Origin of the sequence: Peribacillus saganii (assembly GCF_003429095.1) — a bacterium.
Classification (GTDB): Bacteria; Bacillota; Bacilli; order Bacillales; family DSM-1321; genus Peribacillus; species Peribacillus saganii.
Window position 1 is genome coordinate 308,028 of record NZ_QVTE01000008.1, and the last position, 19,496, is coordinate 327,523.

Annotated in this window: 19 protein-coding genes; 16 read left to right on the top strand and 3 right to left on the bottom strand. The window is 41.9% G+C overall.

Features of this window, described 5'->3' with window-relative positions:
* The first annotated feature begins 26 nt into the window (after positions 1-26).
* Both rsmD and coaD read left to right on the top strand, forming a co-directional pair.
* A complete protein-coding gene (gene rsmD / locus D0469_RS04250) occupies positions 27-593 on the top strand; it encodes a 16S rRNA (guanine(966)-N(2))-methyltransferase RsmD (RefSeq protein WP_117325382.1) in 567 nt (188 codons plus the stop codon).
* 11 nt (positions 594-604) lie between these two features.
* Positions 605-1,084 (top strand): pantetheine-phosphate adenylyltransferase, encoded by a 480-nt coding sequence (coaD, locus tag D0469_RS04255; RefSeq protein WP_117325383.1) that lies wholly within the window; start codon positions 605-607, stop codon positions 1,082-1,084.
* A 186-nt stretch (positions 1,085-1,270) separates the two neighbouring features.
* On the opposite strand, the gene ylbJ is transcribed toward coaD, so the two are convergent.
* Entirely contained in the window at positions 1,271-2,482 is a 1,212-nt protein-coding gene (ylbJ, locus tag D0469_RS04260; RefSeq protein WP_117325384.1) for a sporulation integral membrane protein YlbJ, read from the bottom strand.
* Positions 2,483-2,917: 435 nt separating this feature from the next.
* Here ylbJ and D0469_RS04265 point away from each other — a divergent pair, with 435 nt between their 5' ends.
* Together D0469_RS04265 and D0469_RS04270 are read left to right on the top strand one after the other, a co-directional pair.
* Positions 2,918-3,715: a patatin-like phospholipase family protein gene (locus D0469_RS04265; RefSeq protein ID WP_117325385.1), complete on the top strand. Its 798-nt coding sequence runs from the start codon at positions 2,918-2,920 to the stop codon at positions 3,713-3,715.
* Entirely contained in the window at positions 3,702-4,727 is a 1,026-nt protein-coding gene (locus tag D0469_RS04270; RefSeq protein ID WP_233522932.1) for a SepM family pheromone-processing serine protease, read from the top strand. The genes D0469_RS04265 and D0469_RS04270 overlap by 14 nt, the downstream gene beginning before the upstream one ends.
* Positions 4,728-5,033: 306 nt before the next feature.
* Here the strand turns inward: D0469_RS04270 and D0469_RS04275 are convergent, their stop codons facing one another.
* Entirely contained in the window at positions 5,034-6,251 is a 1,218-nt protein-coding gene (locus D0469_RS04275) for a nucleotidyltransferase (protein WP_233522933.1), read from the bottom strand.
* Between the two features lie 246 nt (positions 6,252-6,497).
* Here D0469_RS04275 and D0469_RS04280 point away from each other — a divergent pair, with 246 nt between their 5' ends.
* From D0469_RS04280 to D0469_RS04295, 4 genes are all read left to right on the top strand, one after another.
* A complete protein-coding gene (locus tag D0469_RS04280) occupies positions 6,498-7,016 on the top strand; it encodes a YceD family protein (protein ID WP_117325387.1) in 519 nt (172 codons plus the stop codon).
* 59 nt (positions 7,017-7,075) lie between these two features.
* Entirely contained in the window at positions 7,076-7,249 is a 174-nt protein-coding gene (rpmF, locus tag D0469_RS04285) for a 50S ribosomal protein L32 (protein WP_101593570.1), read from the top strand.
* A gap of 159 nt (positions 7,250-7,408) precedes the next feature.
* Entirely contained in the window at positions 7,409-8,179 is a 771-nt protein-coding gene (locus D0469_RS04290) for an enoyl-CoA hydratase/isomerase family protein (RefSeq protein WP_233522934.1), read from the top strand.
* Positions 8,180-8,256: 77 nt separating this feature from the next.
* Entirely contained in the window at positions 8,257-8,847 is a 591-nt protein-coding gene (locus tag D0469_RS04295; RefSeq protein ID WP_117325389.1) for an RsfA family transcriptional regulator, read from the top strand.
* A gap of 204 nt (positions 8,848-9,051) precedes the next feature.
* Here the strand turns inward: D0469_RS04295 and D0469_RS04300 are convergent, their stop codons facing one another.
* The gene (locus tag D0469_RS04300) at positions 9,052-9,516 is read right to left on the bottom strand and encodes an N-acetyltransferase (protein WP_117325390.1); all 465 of its coding nucleotides are present in this window, start codon (positions 9,514-9,516) and stop codon (positions 9,052-9,054) included.
* A gap of 212 nt (positions 9,517-9,728) precedes the next feature.
* Between D0469_RS04300 and D0469_RS04305 the strand changes: the two genes are divergently transcribed.
* From D0469_RS04305 to D0469_RS04340, 8 genes are all read left to right on the top strand, one after another.
* On the top strand, positions 9,729-10,613 hold the full coding sequence (locus D0469_RS04305) for a 2-dehydropantoate 2-reductase (RefSeq protein ID WP_117325391.1): 885 nt from the start codon (positions 9,729-9,731) through the stop codon (positions 10,611-10,613).
* Positions 10,610-11,002 carry a DUF3397 domain-containing protein gene (locus D0469_RS04310; RefSeq protein ID WP_117325392.1) on the top strand — a complete coding sequence of 131 codons (393 nt, stop codon included), beginning with the start codon at positions 10,610-10,612 and terminating at the stop codon, positions 11,000-11,002. Before D0469_RS04305 ends, D0469_RS04310 begins: the two co-directional genes overlap by 4 nt.
* Positions 11,003-11,113: 111 nt before the next feature.
* Positions 11,114-12,748 (top strand): bacillithiol biosynthesis cysteine-adding enzyme BshC, encoded by a 1,635-nt coding sequence (gene bshC, locus D0469_RS04315; protein ID WP_117325393.1) that lies wholly within the window; start codon positions 11,114-11,116, stop codon positions 12,746-12,748.
* A 545-nt stretch (positions 12,749-13,293) separates the two neighbouring features.
* Complete coding sequence (gene mraZ / locus D0469_RS04320; protein WP_117325394.1) at positions 13,294-13,725, top strand: division/cell wall cluster transcriptional repressor MraZ; 432 nt, start codon at positions 13,294-13,296, stop codon at positions 13,723-13,725.
* A 53-nt stretch (positions 13,726-13,778) separates the two neighbouring features.
* Positions 13,779-14,711: a 16S rRNA (cytosine(1402)-N(4))-methyltransferase RsmH gene (gene rsmH / locus D0469_RS04325; RefSeq protein ID WP_117325395.1), complete on the top strand. Its 933-nt coding sequence runs from the start codon at positions 13,779-13,781 to the stop codon at positions 14,709-14,711.
* A gap of 40 nt (positions 14,712-14,751) precedes the next feature.
* On the top strand, positions 14,752-15,108 hold the full coding sequence (gene ftsL, locus D0469_RS04330; protein WP_117325396.1) for a cell division protein FtsL: 357 nt from the start codon (positions 14,752-14,754) through the stop codon (positions 15,106-15,108).
* Positions 15,108-17,303 (top strand): penicillin-binding protein, encoded by a 2,196-nt coding sequence (locus D0469_RS04335; RefSeq protein WP_117325397.1) that lies wholly within the window; start codon positions 15,108-15,110, stop codon positions 17,301-17,303. The genes ftsL and D0469_RS04335 overlap by 1 nt, the downstream gene beginning before the upstream one ends.
* Before the next feature lie 235 nt (positions 17,304-17,538).
* Positions 17,539-19,461, top strand: a complete 1,923-nt coding sequence (locus D0469_RS04340; protein WP_117325398.1) for a stage V sporulation protein D — start codon at positions 17,539-17,541, stop codon at positions 19,459-19,461.
* Positions 19,462-19,496 lie beyond the last annotated feature (35 nt).

The window sequence follows — 19,496 nt, forward strand, 5'->3', positions numbered from 1 at the left end:
ATTTGTCAAAAAATGTGGTGAGGTAAATGAGAGTCGTTTCTGGTAAATGTAAGGGGAGGCCGTTAAAGGCTGTGCCTGGAAGCGGAACGCGGCCTACTACCGATAAGGTAAAGGAATCGATATTTAATATTATAGGCCCTTATTTTGACGGCGGGACAGCCCTGGATTTGTTTGCAGGCAGCGGCGGGCTTGGAATCGAAGCATTGAGCAGGGGAATTGAACAGGCTATTTTTGTTGACCGGGAACACAAGGCCATCCAGACCGTTAAGGCGAATCTGGAAGCTTGCCAGTTTTCCGGGAAGGCAGAGGTGTATAAAAATGATGCGGAACGGGCTTTAAAGGCAATAAGTAAGCGTAATCTTTCATTCCGTCTGATTCTCCTTGATCCGCCTTATAAACTGCAAAAATTAGTTGAATTAGTTGAGTTGATACATAGTAATGGGCTTTTGGACAATGACGGATTGATTGTTTGTGAGCATGGCAGTGAAACCACTCTTCCTGATCGGATTGGAAGTTTTTTCAAATGGAAACAAGAAACATATGGAATCATAGCGGTAACGATCTTTCAAAAGGAATTATTGCCAAATGAGTAGGAGGAAATCCGATGGCTAAAATAGCCGTTTGCCCAGGAAGCTTTGATCCCATAACGTTTGGGCATTTAGACATTATCCAAAGAGGGGCAAAGGTATTTGATGAAGTATATGTCGTGGTGATGAATAATTCATCTAAGAATCCCTTGTTCACGGTAGAGGAAAGGATGCAGTTAATAAGAGAAGTTACCAGCCATCTGCCCAATGTAAAGGTTGATTCCTCTTCAGGCCTGCTGGTGGAATATGCCGAGAGTATTCAGGCAAATGCCATTATCCGGGGATTGAGGGCGGTATCTGATTTTGAGTATGAAATGCAAATTACTTCCATGAACAGGCTTCAAAATGAACGGATTGAAACATTCTTCATTATGACCAATAACCAATATTCTTTCTTAAGCTCTAGCATTGTCAAGGAAGTAGCCAAATATGGCGGGAAAATTAAAGAATTAGTGCCTCCCAGTGTTGAAACTGCTCTTAAGGAAAAATATAAATAAAATAAGCTAAAAAACCTTGTTGCCGTTAAACAAGGTTTTTTAGTTTATAAGAATTCTTCTAAATGAAGCAGTTTTTTATTTTAAACTACAGGACTTGCCCTGCCATGAAAAAGGAGAAATCAACCTCTTCGTAGAGACATATGCTGCTGAATTTCTATGGCGAGAGGGGCTTTTTTTATAGATTTCTCATTTGCGGCTTCTAGCCGCATACAAAATAATATAAATCACCAGGAAACCAATGGTAATGAGCGGACCAGCGTTAGTTGCGGCATGGTATAAAGTTGTTTCCCAGCCGGCGTCCTGCCCGGCGGACACAGGATATGAATTAGATGGACGTCCGAACATATGCATTCCTTCATAAACAGGGTTCCAAAGGACGAAAGTGATGAATCCTGCTAAGAAACCGTGTGCAATACGGGCAAAGAAGAACGGATAAAACCTGATGTCCGTTTCGGAAAGGATGCTGGCAACTTGGGCTTGTACGCTGAAGCCGCAAAATGCGAGAATAAAGGAGGTAATAATGGCCTGCTGCATCAGTGTTGCTTCCTGTACTCCACTCGTCATTTGAGAACCGAGTGTTATCTCAAACATGCCAGAAATTAGCGGAATACTCAGAACATCGGGGAAACCCAGAAGAACAAGGACGTACTCCACACCTTTTGCCAGGAGGCCTGTAATCTTCATATGATATAAAAGCTTATTAATCACTGAAAAAAGAATGATGAATCCCCCGATCATCAGCAGCGTCTGAATGGAAGAAAGGACAGCGTCACCAAGCAGTTTGCCAAGCGGGCGTTTTTCTTTAATCCGGGTCCGATGAAGCTCTCTTAGCGCTTGTTTAATTGAAAGAGTGGAGCGTTTAGGCTTTTTCTCCAGGTTCTCTTTTTTTCCATGAAATCGCATCAGCAGACCAACGCAGAAATTCCCTAAGTAGTGTGATGACGCAAGAATTATGCCAAGGTTTGGATTATAAAAGAAACCAATTGATACAGCTCCAAAAATAAATAGCGGATTTGATGAATTAGTAAAGGAAACAAGTCTTTCTGCTTCTATTCTGGTCAGCTGTTTTTCCTGTCTAAGCCTTGCCGTAAGCTTTGCCCCGGACGGATAGCCAGATGCCATTCCCATTGCCCAGACAAATCCCCCAACACCAGGCACCTTAAAGAGCGGCCTCATTAAAGGTTCAAGCAGTACCCCTATAAATTTGACGACGCCAAAACCAATCAGCATTTCTGACATAATAAAAAACGGAAGAAGGGAAGGAAAAACGATTTCCCACCACATATTTAGGCCTCTTATCGAAGCCTCGAAGGATTCCTGAGGAAAGGTTATCAGCCCTCCTGCCATGATGGTTACAGATAGCGCCAAAAAAATGGTTTTTATTCTAGACTTATACACCTTTAAAGGCCTCCTCCAAGGGGTTGTTAAATCCATATATTCAAGAGGTTCACTCTTGTGAACCCGGGAAAATGGTAACCAGAATTCGTATCCAATGTTTTTTGATTATAAAATGGTAAAAAGATAAGGACACGCTATTCTTGTCCTGCTATACACAATATACTCATAGGAAAGACATTTAGACCATAAGTTTGAAAAGGAGTAACATCATAAACGCGCAAGCGCCCTGTTATTGGAAGGACGGGTAACGTTCGCCACGTCCTCACAAAGCTGTCGCTTTGTTTGGTGCGATCTATCGCTGCCGAAGCATTCCTTGTCCTGTGGCGACGTCGGTACTAGTACGCCGTGCGCGTCGGGGTTGGGCGCTGGAGCCAGACATCAGTACATGTTAAATATGTTTTATTTTCTTATATTTCAAAAAAGGGAGGAATCCTTTTGTCACAGCCGAAAATAGGATTGGCATTAGGGTCGGGAGGAGCCAGGGGCTTTGCCCACCTTGGTGTCATCAAAATTTTAAAACAGGAAGGGATTCCGATCGATTTCATTGCCGGCAGCAGTATGGGGGCATTGGTTGCTGCCTTTTATGCTGCAGGATCCGATATTGATCGGCTATACAAGCTGTCGAAATTATTTAAACGAAAGTATTATCTCGATTTAACCGTTCCCAAGATGGGCTTTGTGGCCGGGAAGAGGATTAAAGAACTAATTCACATGTTTACTCACGGAAAAATGATAGAAGAACTGGATATACCGATTGCCATCGTTGCCACTGATATAAAATCTGGAGACAAGGTCATTTTTCGGACCGGTCCTATTGCAGAAGCTGTCAGGGCAAGCATATCAATACCAGGTATCTTTGTTCCGGAAAAAATAAATAACCGTCTGCTGGTTGACGGCGGAGTTGTCGATAGAATACCTGTTTCAGTTGTAAAGGATATGGGAGCCGATATTGTGATTGCAGTTGATGTCGCTCATGTTAAACAGGATGTGGAAATCACATCAATCTATGATGTGATTATGCAGAGTCTAGATATATTGCAAATGGAGCTGGTGGAATTCAGAAAGGTAGCTTCTGATATAATGATCCGTCCCCGCGTAGAAAAGTACAGTTCTCGGGCGTTTACAAATATTGAGGAAATGATTACTATTGGAGAAGAAGAAGCTAGACAAAATATCGATGCTATCTTTGAATGCATAGATACCTGGAAGGAGAAGCACTGTGAAGAGACGTAATTCATATACCCGCTCTTTCCTCCTGGCATTGCTGCTCATAGCAGGCAGTTCGTTTATTTACCTGCCATATTATGTTTCAAAGCCAGGCATGGCAAAGGAATTGGAGCCCATCGTTGAGGTGGAGGGCGGAGATGATGCAAAAGGCAGCTTTATGCTGACAACAGTGAGAATGGGAAAAGCTAATATCTATTCCTATGCAGCTGCCAAGTTTAATAAATACCATGAAATATATCCTGAGAAATATATTAGAGCCGAAAATGAAACAGACGAGGAGTACAATATCAGGCAGCTTCACTTGATGGAGGGCTCAAAAATAAATGCGATTAAGACAGCTTATCAAGAGGCTGGCAAAAAGTATATAATCAAGTACCAAGGCGTCTTCGTTAGCGGTGTAATAGAAGATATGCCTGCTGAGGGAAAACTGAAACCGGGAGACCGTATTACTGCTGCTGATGGGATTGCCTTTAAATCGTCTGATGAGTTTACAAGCCATGTAAGCAATAAGAAAATTGGTGACACTGTTTCGCTGACGATCAAACGTGATGGCAAAAAGAAGACGATTAAGCTGAAAGTTCAGCCCTTTAAACAGGATGCTTCCCGGGTGGGTGTTGGAATCTCACTGGTTGATGATAAATCGATAACCACGGAACCTGAGGTAGAGGTTAAGACAGACCAGATTGGAGGCCCTTCCGCCGGTTTAATGTTCTCGCTTGAAATATATAATCAGCTGACCGAGGGAGATTTAACTAAGGGATATGGGATCGCGGGAACAGGCACGATGGAAGAAGGCGAAAAAGTTGGGCCGATCGGCGGTATCCAGCAAAAGATCGTTGCGGCTGATAAGGCCGGAGCTGAAATATTCCTTGCTCCCAATGAGGGAGGCAAATCTGACTCCAATTACAGGGAAGCACTAATCGCGGCTAAGGATATAAAAACAGAAATGAAAATTGTTCCTATTGATACCTTCAGTGAGGCAGTTGAGTATCTCGAAGGATTAAAATCAAAAAAATAGACTGGCCACTTTTTAGCAGAGATGAGAGCTTTATCTCGCATTAAATAGTAAGGAAAAACCTTGTCAGTATAAAATGACAAGGTTTTTTGCTCTTGAAAAAATAGTAGCGCTAAAAAATAAGAAATAAATTCCGTGATAGAATTTTATTCCGTGAAACCGAGATGTGATCCGTGATAAAAAATGTTAATCCATGAAAACGAAAAATTATTCAGCGAAACAATTGTAACTCAGCACAAAACGAACATGTTAATTCGGTGAACGAAAATTTCTGATCAGCATTTAATCAGCTTTTCAAGCTGCGAAATCTCATTCTTCTATCACTACTGGCGGGAGGAATTCCCTTTTTGTATACCCAGCCTGATCTTCAGGACGAAGGCAAAGGGAGTGTACAGCACCAGCGCGTATATCAAGCTCAATAGAATTTCCTTTTAGTGAGCCAACTTTAGAAATAAGCGGCAGATCCAGCTTTTTTTTTATATGCTGAAGGTAGCTTCTCCCTCTGTTATTTATTCCTAGCAGCCGAATATATTCTGGCCCGGAATTTCCTGAACACATTTCTTCTTTTTTTGTATTGGTCAGGATATGAACGCATATTCGCTGAATTCTTGTCCAAGTATATCGCTTCGTTTTCACCCTTTCCATAAAGCCCTGAAAGGAAGTACTTGCAGCTGCAAATTCCTTTAGCCGATATTCTATTCCTTCTTCGACCTCATAAATTTTCTGCAATTCACTGACTGCAGCAGTCAGGATCCTGTATTTTAACAATGGCCAGTATAACTCCCAATAATGAAAAGTCCGATACTGGATAAAATAATGGGCAAGGATCTCTTTTGTTGATGCTGGTACATATTTTTCAATATCAGCTATGTTGCTTTTCTCTGTCAGAAGCCCTTTTCGGATTCCGGTTGCGCTGGCAATCGGGTTTTCGGTCAGTGCAATGTCATGGTAACCTGCCTGGGTCCTTTTAATGGTAAGCGGGCTAATTGGATACTCACGGGAAAGTGCTGCAGATACGTACTGATATCCAAGTATATTGTTTGGCTGGGACAGATCCAGCAACCCGGAAGAGGGAGACATGTCTTTAAACGCTAGGGCGTTTGCTTTTGGGAAGCTGTTTCCCATATCCATATAAAGCCTTAGTTTTTCATTAAAAACATCGCTTTTGCTTTCTAGAAAATGGTATGTATCGATGAATGGTTCTATTGAACCTTGTTCACTTCCAAAACAAAAAGCTTTACATCTTAAAGCCTGCAGGATTGCTACCGCCCCTTCGGCAAATATTTCTGCTTTCTGGGTAGCGAATTTGTACGGAAGTTCGACGACAAGGTCCACTCCTGCATTAAGTGCCATTTCAGTCCTTGCCCATTTACTGATAAGGGCGGGTTCTCCCCGCTGTAAAAAAGGGCCGCTCATGACAGCTGCCACTATATCGGCATTGGCTGCCTCCCTGCTTTTTCGGACATGGTAGGCATGGCCGTTATGAAATGGATTATACTCAACAATGACACCTATAGCATTCATCATAGCACCTCAATCAAACAATTTGTCTTTTATCAAGATAATGGTACAATAATACCTATTGTCAATCTGCTTGCGGGATACATGTTTAAAAGTCACAAACAAGTGTTAAAAGATAATAGGACGCAGCAAACTACACTTTTCTGGCCGATTGTTAACCGTAATTTCTACTATATTATAGTGTAAAGAAAAAATATTGACAAACGTTGGAATGACAGCTATAATTACTTTTGTTGCCTTGGGGTGATTTATTTGAAATGGACAATTAGTCAACTTCAAAAATACCGGGATAAAGAAATGAAAATTGATGAAACGGTAGATGTAAGCGAACTGAAGTCTTCTGATAAGCATATTCGCGATGTCTCGCCGATACGAGTAACCGGAAGGGCTGATATAAGCTCATCCAAAATTACCTTTCATCTAACACTTTCTGGCGAATTCATTTTACCATGTTCCCGGACACTGGTAGATGTGCATTATCCAATTGATATTGACACGACAGAAACCTTTCTGCTAAAAGCAGGTGAGTATGATCTTAATGAAGATGATACCACAGTCGTAAAAGGAGACGTTGTAGATCTGTTGCCGGTGATTAAAGAGCATTTGCTGCTTGAAATTCCGATGCAGGTTTTTTGTGAGGACAGCAATGCCGAAGGTGCCGCGCCTCAGTCAGGGAAAGATTGGTCAGTTGTTTCTGAAGAAGAAAACAAACAGAAAATCGATCCCCGTCTATCGCAGCTTGCGAACTTTTTTGACAATAAGGAATCTTAAATGGAAACAAGAAGAATGGATTCATAGCTTCTTACTCATTTTTTAAGGAGGTGGGAATAATGGCTGTACCTTTTAGAAGAACGTCCAAAACTGTAAAAAGAAAGCGTCGTACACACTTCAAGCTTCAAGTTCCAGGTATGGTAGCATGCCCAAATTGCGGTGAAATGAAACTTGCACACCGTATTTGCAAAGAATGTGGAACATACAAAGGAAAAGAAGTTGTGAACAAGTAATTTCTTTTCAGTATGTCAGGCACAGAGGAAATCTCTGTGCTTTTTTTGTGCTTGAAATTTGGACTATTAACGACTGTTCAATCAGCTGGGAAGGAAAAAGGCATCCCCTTCAAGAATAAAATAAACAAATACATTTTATTAGACAAAGGGTGCATAATTTTGAACAATGCCATTGTGTTATCAAGAGAGATTCAAGGATGCTTAATTGCGGAGATAAATAGGCCGGAAAAGAAGAATGCCGTTAATTACGATGTCATGGAGGGACTCATTCATGCCCTGGACGTTGCTGAAGCTGATCCTGAAATAAAGATGATTGTTATAACTGGCCATGGGTCCGCTTTTTGTTCAGGAGGTGACCTTGGTGAATTTCATTCATTGCAAACAAAAAAGCAAGCATATGCCATGCTGTCTAAAATGGGAGCGATCGTCTATCGATTGTCCGTATTTCCCAAGCCTACTTTCGCTTTTATAAATGGTGCAGCAGTTGGGGGAGGATGTGAGATTGCGGCTGCATGTGACTTTAGAATAGCAAAAGAGGGGGCGAAGATCGGATTCATTCAAGGAACACAGGGAATCACTACAGGCTGGGGAGGAGCTTCCATATTATTTGAAAAATTACCTTACCAGCATGCTTTAAGACTTCTTTTAAGCGCTGAAATTATTCCTGCAGTTGAGGCTGCGCGCTATAGTTTTATCGATGAAATTCTTGAAGATGGGATTGGCGGGAGTTGGAAGAATAGAGTGCAAAGTATTCTTAATAAAGAAGCGGATGTGATAAAAGCCTATAAGACTCTTCTAGTGAATAAATGGATTTCGGGCGGGCTCCATGAGCGGATTGAAATGGAAATTCAGGAATGTGCCAGGCTGTGGGAGTCCGAGGCTCATCTGCAGGCGGTCGAAAGGTTTGTTACTCGCACTAAGAATATATAATTTTTTTATATCTTTTTTCTTCTATCTTATCTAGCAAGTGCATAAATTGAATTAAACACTTGCTGGGAGGGAATTAGATGTCAATTGCAAGACAAGACGCTTGGACACAAGACGAGGATTTATTATTGGCAGAAATAGTTTTACGGCATATCAGGGATGGGAGCACTCAGCTGAAAGCGTTCGAGGAGACTGGGCGGCAGTTATCCCGTACAGCAGCTGCATGCGGATTCAGGTGGAATTCATATGTAAGGAAGCAATTTATTTCCGGGATAGAGCTTGCAAAAAAACAGCGCAAGGAGTTAAAGAAGCAGAAGCCTGCCCAGCCGCAAGACGAAGACTTACACGTCCAGATGGATATAGAGGTGCCTGTTCAGGTTCTGGAAGAATACAATAAGGATAAAGGGGCGGAGGGAATCAACATTAAAGATATAATTGATTACCTTATTAACCTGGATCAGCAATCAAATACTAGCAGTGAACAAGAAAATCGCTACATTCTGGAAATTGAAGCTTTAGAGCGCGAAAATGTGAAACTGAAACATGAAATTCAGGTACTTGAAGGCCAGCTAGTTTCAGTGAAGGAAAATTATTATAACCTTCTCAAAATCATGGATCGGGCTAGAAATATATTTGGCCACGAAGAAAAAAACCAAAAAGTAAAATTGTAATTGTAAACATATATATTTTAAAAGGAAAAAGGTGTGAACTTGGATCTGTTGAACCAAACTCACACCTTTTTTTGGTGGAAATAAATTTTAATATCTTTTTTTTTGGAAAAATGGTTCTGCATCGTCGATTGCGTCATGCTGGATCAGAAATAGATTCCTTACAGGTTATTGATTTTATCTGTGAACACAAATGCTGAAGAAGGATTATATTACAATGCCATCAGGATGCCAAAGGAAAGGGTTTTCTCCAAGGTCACGTTCCATGTCGTATTCCACTGGAGTAAAGCCCATCGCCTTCCAGAAATCATGTGACTGTACCCTCGGGTTTGTTTTGATTGGAAGTCCGAAGCCTTTTGCGAAATCTACCAATGCATTACCGTATCCTTTACGCTGGAAATTTGGTAGAACCTCCAGCTTCCAAAGTTCAAGGTATTCCTGCTGAGGGTCAAAATAACGGTCAAATTTTGCTCCTCTTTGGTAGAGGCTCATCCTCGCAACAAGCATTTCGCCAAAATAAATTCCGTAAAATGGGGACTCACTGTCATTTTCAATGATATTTTCTTCTAAATCATCGAGCATAGAAAGCTCTTGAATCCCGTATTCTTTGAATTTCTTGAATTCTTCTAATGTTTTATAATTCACAAGCAATCTTTCTACCTTGTAGTCCATGTCATTTCTCTCCCTTTTCAACCGTGATTAACTGTACCTTAATGAAAGAAAACGCTTTATATTTATTATATATTAAACCATCAAAAAATTCCGCAAAAAAGAGTGCAGAAGGAGATCATCCTCATGCTGAATAAGTTTTTAAGAAGACTTATAGCTTTCATTAGGATATTTTTGCTAAAATATTGTACAACGACAAACGCACGGGGGTTCGTATGAATATTGGCATTGTGGGCGGGGGAGCTATCGGCTTACTTTTTGCCTTTTATTTAAGTGAGCGGCATTCCATCACTGTATACACAAACCGAAGTGAACAGGCAGAAGTCATTAAGGACAAAGGAGTTCGAATGATCCGCGGGGAAACGACATTGCTCAGGAAGATGAAAGCAAAACCTGCCACTGATGGAATCAGTGATGAAGATCTTCTTATTATTACGGTGAAGCAATATCACCTTCCTTCCATCCTGCCGGCATTGTATCATTTCAAAGGAAATTTGCTATTTGTTCAGAATGGAATGTCACATATTGATCAGGTCAAACTCCTTCCTGCCAAAGAAATCATTTTTGGAGTAGTAGAACATGGGGCCTTGATACATAATCAAAATACTGTTGAACATTCTGGAATCGGAGTTACGAAACTAGCTTCGCTAAAGAATCCAGGCCGTGATCTCTTAGCTGATGATATTCCCTTCTTTTCCTTTCAAATTGAACCGGATTACTACAATATGCTGCTGAAAAAGCTGGTTGTAAATGCCGTCATCAATCCGTTGACCGCCTTACTGAGGGTGGAAAATGGCTATCTGGTTAAACATGACCAATTTTATAATGCCTTTTTGCTCTTGTTTAACGAAATTGCAGAAGTACTTGAGCTTTCTGATAGGGAAGGCATGCAAAGACATGTGGAAGATATCTGCAGGACAACTTCAAAAAATAGGTCATCCATGTTAAAAGACATTGAAAAAGGGAGACAGACAGAAATAGATGCGATCTTAGGATTTGTTCTATCTCAGGCAAAAGAAAAGTCTAAAAATGCCAAAATAGCAGCTATGTTGTACATGCTGATAAAAGGTAAGGAACAGCAAGGGGAGGAAAGTTTGTGACAACGGTTTTTTCTTGGCTAGCAGCCACTTTCGTAACTATTCCGCTTTTGGGTTATATCGTTTTCTTTATCATCGCCAAGCAAATTACCAAAAATCATCGCAGGTCTGTTCACTTGTCAATGGACTTTAGTACACTGCTCTTTATCATTTCCGTCCATTATCTTATTCAGGCAATCTGGGGACATTCGTTAATATGGCTGCTGCTGCTGATCATGCTGGCTGTTGCATCGACCGTGGTGATTGCTCATTATAAAGTGAAGCAGGAAATCATCATTAGAAAGGTTTTTAAAGGCTTTTGGCGAGTGAATTTCCTGTTGTTCTTCTGCATCTATTTTTGTTTGGTTATCTACGGCATGATATCACGAATCTCTCAGGTCTTGTTAGCATGAATCTCCCGCGGACTAGGTTTCAAAGTTAACGGGCATCTTTGTTTGTTTTCCTTAATTGAGGTGATATACTCATATTGGAATCTCAGAAGTGCAGGGAAAGGAAGTACATAAATGGAGATAAAAGATCTTGCGTTGCCAGCGATGAATCGGTTTGCTTCCGATTATTTGATTGGCAGGCTAGAGGCAGGAAAGTTTTTTCATTATGCTCTTGCAGATGAAAATCTGTATCAGGCAAGGTATAAGGATTTGGCAGCACGCTCTTTTCAGCGGCAGGAATTAGCGGATTACATATATGAATACATGAATGGATTTGGTTTGTCGGAGGCGGCAGCTGCAAACATAGAAGCTCTTCGAATCGAAGGATCGGCAGTGGTAATTGGAGGACAGCAGGCAGGCTTGCTTAGCGGGCCATTATACACTATACATAAGATTATTTCTATCATAAAGCTTGCGGAACAGCAGACGAAAGCACTAAACAAACCGGTTGTGCCAGTCTTTTGGATTGCCGGTGAAGACCATGACCTTGCTGAAGTAAATCATATTTATGCGATGGGTAAAGGCAAGCCGGAAAAAATGGCATATCCTTTATACCAGCCAAAAAAAACTATGGTGTCAGATACGCCGCTTGATTCCTTGGTAGCAGCGGAATGGACGGAAGTGATTTTTGAAACCTTTGGCGAAACAGATTATACCAGCACTCTTCTGTCGGAAACAAAACATATCATTGAATCTAGCAGCAGTTTTACAGATTTCTTTACTTCCCTGATCAATGTATGGTTTAAGGATGCTGGATTGCTCCTTATGGATGCTGCCGACCCAAGGCTCAGGAGGATTGAGAGCGGATATTTTCAGCAGCTGATAGAACATGCACAGCCGATTACTGAACGGGTTTTTGACCAGCAGGAAGTTATTGCCGAAAGTGGCTACAGCAGAGCGATCGAATTAGAAAAAAATGCAGCCAATCTGTTCTATTACCATCCTGAAAGGAAGGAACGAATCCTTCTGGAATTTCATTCAGATGAGAGGATCTATAAATGCAAAAATGAGGATGTCTCCTTTACGGAAAAGGAATTGCTGGAAATAGCAAAAAACAATCCTGAAAGACTTAGCAACAATGTCGTCACTAGACCAATCATGCAGGAAAAATTGTTTCCGGTTCTTGCTTTTGTCTCAGGACCCGGGGAGATAGCCTATTGGGCGGAGCTAAAATTAGCCTTTGAGGTAATGGGCATGAAGATGCCGCCTATTGTTCCTCGGCTGAACATCACAATCCTGGAAAGAGGTATTGCAACAGACCTGAAAGAAACCGGCGTTGTTTTATCCGAGGTGCTGATAAATGGAACGGAGGCAGCCGAATCAAAGTTCCTTGAATCTGTAAAAGATTCCTCCCTTCAGGAAATCTATGAGAAGACAAAGGAACAGCTTGCAAGAAACCACGAACTGCTGTCAGAAAAGGCATTGACAATAGATGGAGGACTAAAGACGATTCTGGCTAAAAATAGTGATTTCCTGCAAGGGCAGCTGGATTTCATCTATGACAAAATCATGCAGAGCACTCGGCGCAACCACGAGGTTACGTTAAGGAAATACTGCCGGATCGGCCATTCGCTTTTTCCGCTGAAATCACCGCAGGAGCGGATCTGGAACATATTTTATTATCTGAATAAATATGGGCCTGGATTTATAGGCGAATTAATGCAGCTTGAATACGAGTTTAATAACAAGCATAAAATTGTAATTATTTAATGCTTCTCTTTGTTTGGGATATTTGTAATTGAATGAAATTACTTGGCAAGGTGCGTAATGCACCTTGCTTTTTGTGTTGCAGGAAATTTTTAAATTTTAGAACTCTGGATAACTAAAGCATGGGCTCTATCTCACTTTTTTAAGAAACAATTCAAGAAACTTTTTTCCGCAGGAAAATAAAGCCCCGATTCACAGGAAAGGAATGCTTCGGCGGTGATACATCACACGACGCCATGCTGCAACTTTATGAGGACGGACTGGCGTCGATGCATTCACAGGACGTGGCCACTTAAGCCGTTATTGCCTCTATTCAGGCTTCCGCTTTTTTGCTGGTAACCATATCAGCTTTCATATCCCGCCAATTATCTTCTTTACGCCATTGTTCATGCTTTTGCGCTATTTATTTTGTATTTTTTGTCAATATAAATCCCCCGAAAAAACTGGAGGAAATGCAGGGTTGTGGCACTATGGTACCGAATTAAAAAACATGTGGAGAAAAGTGGGGGATTGTGGTACATTTGAGTTAGAAAGTGGGGGTAGAAGGCATGTTCATGGGCGAATACCATCATAGCATTGATAATAAAGGCCGGATTATTGTCCCAGCCAAGTTTAGAGACAGCCTTGGGGAAGAATTCGTTTTGACCCGTGGACTCGATCAATGCTTATTCGGTTATCCCATGAGCGAGTGGAGACAGCTGGAAGAAAAGCTGAAAGCCCTGCCTCTAACGAAAAAGGACGCACGTGCCTTTACCCGCTTTTTCTTTTCAGGGGCAACTGAATGTGAATTGGACAAGCAAGGAAGAATTAACATCCCTACGCCACTGACTTCATATGCTGCCCTCGAAAAAGAATGTGTAATTCTCGGAGTTTCCAATCGGATTGAGATTTGGAGCAAGTCTCTATGGGAAGACTATTTTTCAACTTCAGAAGATTCTTTTGCCGAGATTGCAGAAAATATGATTGGATTTGATATTTAGCCAATCAGCAATGGGCGACTCAGAATCAATCATCGATTGGAAGGTGCTAGTAAATGTTTCAACATACGACTGTATTACTAAAAGAGACTGTAGATGGCTTAAACATAAAGTCTGATGGAATTTATGTGGATTGTACCCTTGGTGGTGCTGGCCACAGCGAATATTTATTATCGCAGCTGTCTGAAAAAGGCATGCTATATGCTTTTGACCAGGACGAAACGGCCATACTCAATGCGGAAGAAAAGCTCGCTCGTTATAAAGGGCGCTTTACTCTGATTCAAAGGAATTTTAGGCATATTGCGGAAGAACTTGAAAATCGGGGAGTTGAATCGGTGGACGGAATCCTATACGACCTGGGAGTTTCCTCGCCACAGCTTGACACGCCGGAGCGTGGCTTCAGCTATCACCATGATGCACCGTTAGATATGAGGATGAACCAGAATGAAGGTTTATCGGCATTTGATGTTGTGAATGGTTGGGCCTATCAAGACTTAGTAAGAATCTTTTTTCAATATGGAGAAGAGAAATTCTCCAAACAAATTGCCCGAAAGATTGAAGCTGCACGCGAGACAAAGCCAATTAGTACGACATTTGAGCTTGTTGAGTTAATCAAGGAAGGTATTCCAGCACCCGCACGGCGTAAAGGTGGCCATCCGGCAAAACGAATATTCCAGGCAATCCGGATTGCAGTTAATGATGAGCTGGGCGTTTTTGAAGAATCATTAAAACAATCAATTGAATTGTTAAATCCAGAAGGACGAATTTCTGTTATCACCTTTCATTCTTTGGAGGATAGAATTTGTAAGTCTGTTTTTAAAGCGGCGAGTGAAACGCCTCCATTGCCGCCGGGCTTGCCAGTTATTCCAGATGAGTTTAAACCCGTTCTGAAGCTGGTAAATAGAAAGCCTATACTGCCAAGTGAAGAAGAATTGGAAAACAACAACCGGTCCAGGTCCGCAAAATTAAGGATTGCAGAAAAGCTATAGTCATATTTCTTTTAAAAAAAATTGATCAGGAGGTTACAATGTGAGCAATTATGCAAAAAAAACTCAAGAACATTGGCAGTCTGAGGAGCCCAGGCAGTCGGTCCAAACAGTAATCGTACATAAAGCAAAAATATCTTTTGGTGAAATGACCTTATTGCTCGTGTTAGCCCTGCTGATCGCAGCAGTAGGAGTGAAGATTGTATCCAACCAGTCAGCCATTTATGATACTAATAAAGAAATCCAGAAGATTGAAGGCTCGATCGATGAACAGGTTAAGATAAATAATGATTTGGAAGTCCAGGTAAGTGAACTAAGTACATATGAACGAATCTGGAAAAAAGCTGCTGAACTTGGCCTCATGTTAAATGAAAATAATGTGAAGGTAGTGCAAGAATAATGCAAACAAAGCAAAGGAATATGAACAGGGGAGCAGTGCTGTTATTTGTGATTTTCAGCATGCTCTTTTTTTTATTAATTGGAAGAATAGCTTACATCCAGATTACAGGTAAAGCAGGCGGGGAAGTGCTGGCAGCTCAGGCGGAGGTTAAGTACCTAAAGCAGAGAGTCTTGGAGGCAAATAGGGGCAGTATTCTAGATACAAATGGTGAGGTTATCGCCGAAGACACCTCTTCCTACACACTGTTTGCCGTTCTAGATAAAAAAATGAAGCCCAATTATGTTATGGATCCTGAAATGACAGCAAAAAAACTTGCTAAATACATTGACATGGATGAGGATGAGATTTACAACAGGCTCACCAAGGATAAGGTTCAAGTGGAGTTCGGCAGCGCCGGCCGCGATATTTCCCATCAGGTAAAAAGGGAGATAGAAAAAATGGACCTTCCCGGCATCTCATTCATCAGGGATACCAAACGCTTCTATCCGAACGGGGTTTTCGCCTCTCACCTAATTGGATATGTAGAGAAAAATTACAATGAAGAAACAAAGCAAACAGATACGGTTGGCAAGCTTGGAATTGAACGTTTCGAAAACAGCGAGCTAAAGGAAACCGATGGCTATATGAAATTTGATAGCGATGCCTGGGGGTTGCTGCTTCCAAACTCAAAAGAACAAGTTCAGCCGCCGAAGAATGGTCATTCTGTAAAATTGACCATTGATAAAAAAATCCAGACTTTTATGGAAGATTCGATGAATAAGGTTCAGGAAGAATACAAACCGAAACAAATAGTTGCTATTGTCGCAAATCCAAAGACTGGTGAGATCTTGGCTATGGGACAGCGCCCAAGTTTTCACCCAAAAACCAGGGATGGCCTTGAATCAACATGGATGAACCTGGCCATCGAGGATAATTATGAACCTGGTTCCACAATGAAATCTTTCACGTTGGCTGCGGCAGTGGAGGAAGGAAAGTTTAATCCGAATGCAACCTATGTAACAGGCACATACAAGGTTCCCGGGGGCAGAAGTCCAAGTGACCACAGCGGGATACCGAGGGGCAAGAGAATTACATTCTTAGAAGGGTTGCAGCGGTCATCCAATGTTGCTTTTGCCACTCTTGCCATGGAGCAAATTGGTGCGGAGAAGTTTGAAGAATACCTGAAAAAGTTTGGTTTTGATAAACCAACAGGTATTGACCTGCCTAACGAGGTAGGCGGAAAAATTGTTTATAAATACAAGGTTGAAAAGGTCAATACGGCTTTTGGACAGGGTACTGCGGTAACACCTATCCAGCAAGTTCAGGCCGCTACCGCTCTAGCAAGTGATGGCCAAATGAAGAGGCCGTATGTGATTAAAGAAATTACAGATCCTGCAACCGGGAAAACGATTCGAAAAACTGAGCCAAAGATTGCAGGACAGCCTATTTCAGCAGAAACAGCAAAAAAGGTCCGCGAATATCTTGGTACAGTCATTACGGCTGAACATGGCACCGGGAAAAAATATAAGCTTAAGGGCTATGAAGTAGCAGGGAAAACCGGAACAGCCGAAATTGTCGGATCTGATGGGAAATATATTAAAGGATCAAAAGAGAACTATATGTTTTCATTCCTCGGAATGGCTCCGAAGGAAAATCCAACTCTTGTTATGTATGTTGCCGTAAAACAGCCCAAGCTTGGCGCTACCAAAGTCGGTGCTGATCCACTGTCAGAGATTTTTAACCCTGTCATGCAAAACAGCCTGCAGTATTTAAATATTAAGCCGGCGAACCTCAATGAAAGGGATTCCGTAAACATTGACGATATGACGGGCAAGCCAGCAGCTAAAGCCGTCAAGCTTCTAAGTGATAAAGGGTACAAGCCTGTTGTATTGGGTAAAGGAAACACAATTTCTGATCAGTCGCCAAAAGCAGGGAGTGTGCTGCTCGAGGGTGAGAGGATCATCCTGCGGACGACCGGGGAGTTGACAGCGCCTGATATGAAAGGCTGGTCGCTGCGTGACGTAATGAAGGTTGCAAGCCTAGCACAGCTGGATTTAAATACTTCCGGCAGCGGCTATGTCACAAAACAAAACCTGAAGCCCGGCAGCATTATTAAGGAGGGGGAATACTGCATAGTAGAACTGCAATCCCCAAAAGCTATTCAGGAACTAAATAACAAAAAAGAAAGCAGTAAAAAGACGGAGGTTCATGATTAGCTATACTGCTTAAGAAAGCCCGGATGCAATGCATTTGGGCTTTTTCAGTAATCTGAAATTTTTACGGAGGCGGCTGGAAGATTCCCCAGAAGTTTTAAAGGCCAGATCGATTTTGATTTTGTTAAGGGAAATGAGAATTAATCAGGGAGCAACCATGGCTCCTTCCTGCATTCAGGTCTAACCAAAAATGTACAAGCATATATTGTTGGGGAGTCGGTTTCAGGAGGTGTACTTCTTGCGGGTTTCAAATGTAACGGTGAGAAAGAGGTTATTAATTGCCTTGACGGTTGGGTTGCTGATCTTTTTTATTATCGATGTTAGGCTGGGATATGTTCAATTCTTTTTAGGTGATAAACTGACAGGCCAGGCAAAGCAATTATGGAGCAGGGATATCCCTTTTGAGCCGAAAAGGGGGGAGATTCTTGATCGGAATGGGGTGGCGCTTGCAACTAATGTGTCAGCACCAACAGTTTATGTTATTCCGAGACAGGTAGAAAATGCGGAAGAAACATCGGCAAAACTTGCCTCGGTTTTAAAAATGTCGCAGGATAAAGCTTACAAGCTGATTACCAAGTCTGCTAGTTCAGTAAAGATTCCTGAAGGAAGAAAAATTTCCCATGAAAAAGCAAAGGAAGTAAGGGCGCTGGGACTTAAAGGTGTATACATTGCGGAGGATTCCAAACGACACTATCCCTTTGGGTCATACTTATCACATGTATTAGGCTTTGCTGGTATTGATAATCAGGGATTGATGGGCATTGAGCTTTCTTATGATAAAGAGCTTAGCGGGGAAAAGGGCTATGTCCAGTTCTACGCCGACGCAAAGGGCAGAAGAATGAAAAACATGGCAGATGACTATAAGCCAGCTATTAATGGCCTTGATTTAAAGTTAACGATCGACAGCAAGATTCAGACCATCATTGAAAGAGAACTGGATCAAGCAGAGGCGGCATATAATCCGGATGGCATTATTGCGATTGCAATGAATCCAAATAATGGAGAGGTAATGGCGATGTCGAGCAGGCCATCATTTGATCCGGCGAATTTTAAAAATGTAGCTCCGGAAATATATAACCGGAATCTGCCGGTTTGGAGTTCATACGAACCAGGGTCAACCTTTAAAATTATTACGCTGGCTGCCGCCCTGGAAGAGAATAAAGTCGATCTGCAAAAGGACCATTTCCATGATCCAGGGTATGTAAAAGTAGGCGGGGCAAGGTTAAGGTGCTGGAAAAGGGGAGGACACGGCTCACAGAGCTTCCTTGAAGTAGTTCAAAATTCCTGTAACCCAGGATTTGTTGAACTTGGAAACCGCATTGGGAAGGATAAGCTGTTCAGCTATATCCGCAATTTTGGTTTTGGAGAGAAAACAGGTATTGATCTGCAAGGGGAAGCAAAAGGAATCATGTTTAACATGAACAGAGTCGGGCCAGTCGAGCATGCAACGACAGCATTCGGCCAAGGGGTTTCTGTAACACCGATCCAGCAGGTAGCAGCGGTATCAGCGGCTGTTAATGGAGGAACACTTTACACCCCGTATATTGCCAAGGAGCTAGTTGATCCGGATACAGGTGAGGTAGTTATGCAAAAAACACCTGAAGCAAAACGGAAAGTCATATCTGAGGAAACATCTAGTAAGGTTCGTGAGGCACTGGAATCAGTTGTAGCTCAGGGAACAGGCAAGGGTGCATTTGTTGAAGGCTATCGTGTCGGAGGCAAAACTGGGACAGCTCAGAAGGCCCAAAATGGCCGTTATTTAGAAAATAATCATATTGTATCATTTATTGGGGTAGCACCGGCAGATAAACCTGAATTAGTAGTATATATTGCCGTCGATAATCCAAAAGGCACTTCCCAATTTGGAGGTGTGGTTGCTGCACCTATAGTCGGAAATATCATGGAGGATGCACTTCGGGCCTTAAACGTTGAACCAAGGAAGGAACAAATTGAAAAGGAAAAGGCCTGGAATGACCCCGTAATGGTTGAGGTGCCGAATTTGGTAGGTATGAGCAAAAAAGACCTCCAGACACAACTGCTTTATTTAAGAATGGATATTGCCGGTCAGGGAGAAAAGATTGTAAAGCAGTCACCACAGGCTGGAGTAAAAGTAAAAGAAGGGTCAACTATAAGGATTTATCTTGGCGAAAGCAATGAATAAGTATAAAATATAAATTGTACGAAGCGGCTGTGCAC

Excerpts from the sequence above, each read along its gene's own strand:
- rpmF (WP_101593570.1), top strand. The coding sequence starts at position 7,076 with ATGGCTGTACCTTTTAGAAGAACGTCCAAAACTGTAAAAAGAAAGCGT.
- bshC (WP_117325393.1), top strand. The coding sequence starts at position 11,114 with ATGGAGATAAAAGATCTTGCGTTGCCAGCGATGAATCGGTTTGCTTCC.
- D0469_RS04295 (WP_117325389.1), top strand. The coding sequence starts at position 8,257 with ATGTCAATTGCAAGACAAGACGCTTGGACACAAGACGAGGATTTATTA.
- mraZ (WP_117325394.1), top strand. The coding sequence starts at position 13,294 with ATGTTCATGGGCGAATACCATCATAGCATTGATAATAAAGGCCGGATT.
- rsmD (WP_117325382.1), top strand. The coding sequence starts at position 27 with ATGAGAGTCGTTTCTGGTAAATGTAAGGGGAGGCCGTTAAAGGCTGTG.
- D0469_RS04335 (WP_117325397.1), top strand. The coding sequence starts at position 15,108 with ATGCAAACAAAGCAAAGGAATATGAACAGGGGAGCAGTGCTGTTATTT.
- coaD (WP_117325383.1), top strand. The coding sequence starts at position 605 with ATGGCTAAAATAGCCGTTTGCCCAGGAAGCTTTGATCCCATAACGTTT.
- D0469_RS04300 (WP_117325390.1), bottom strand. The coding sequence starts at position 9,516 with ATGGACTACAAGGTAGAAAGATTGCTTGTGAATTATAAAACATTAGAA.
- rsmH (WP_117325395.1), top strand. The coding sequence starts at position 13,779 with ATGTTTCAACATACGACTGTATTACTAAAAGAGACTGTAGATGGCTTA.
- D0469_RS04275 (WP_233522933.1), bottom strand. The coding sequence starts at position 6,251 with ATGATGAATGCTATAGGTGTCATTGTTGAGTATAATCCATTTCATAAC.
- D0469_RS04305 (WP_117325391.1), top strand. The coding sequence starts at position 9,729 with ATGAATATTGGCATTGTGGGCGGGGGAGCTATCGGCTTACTTTTTGCC.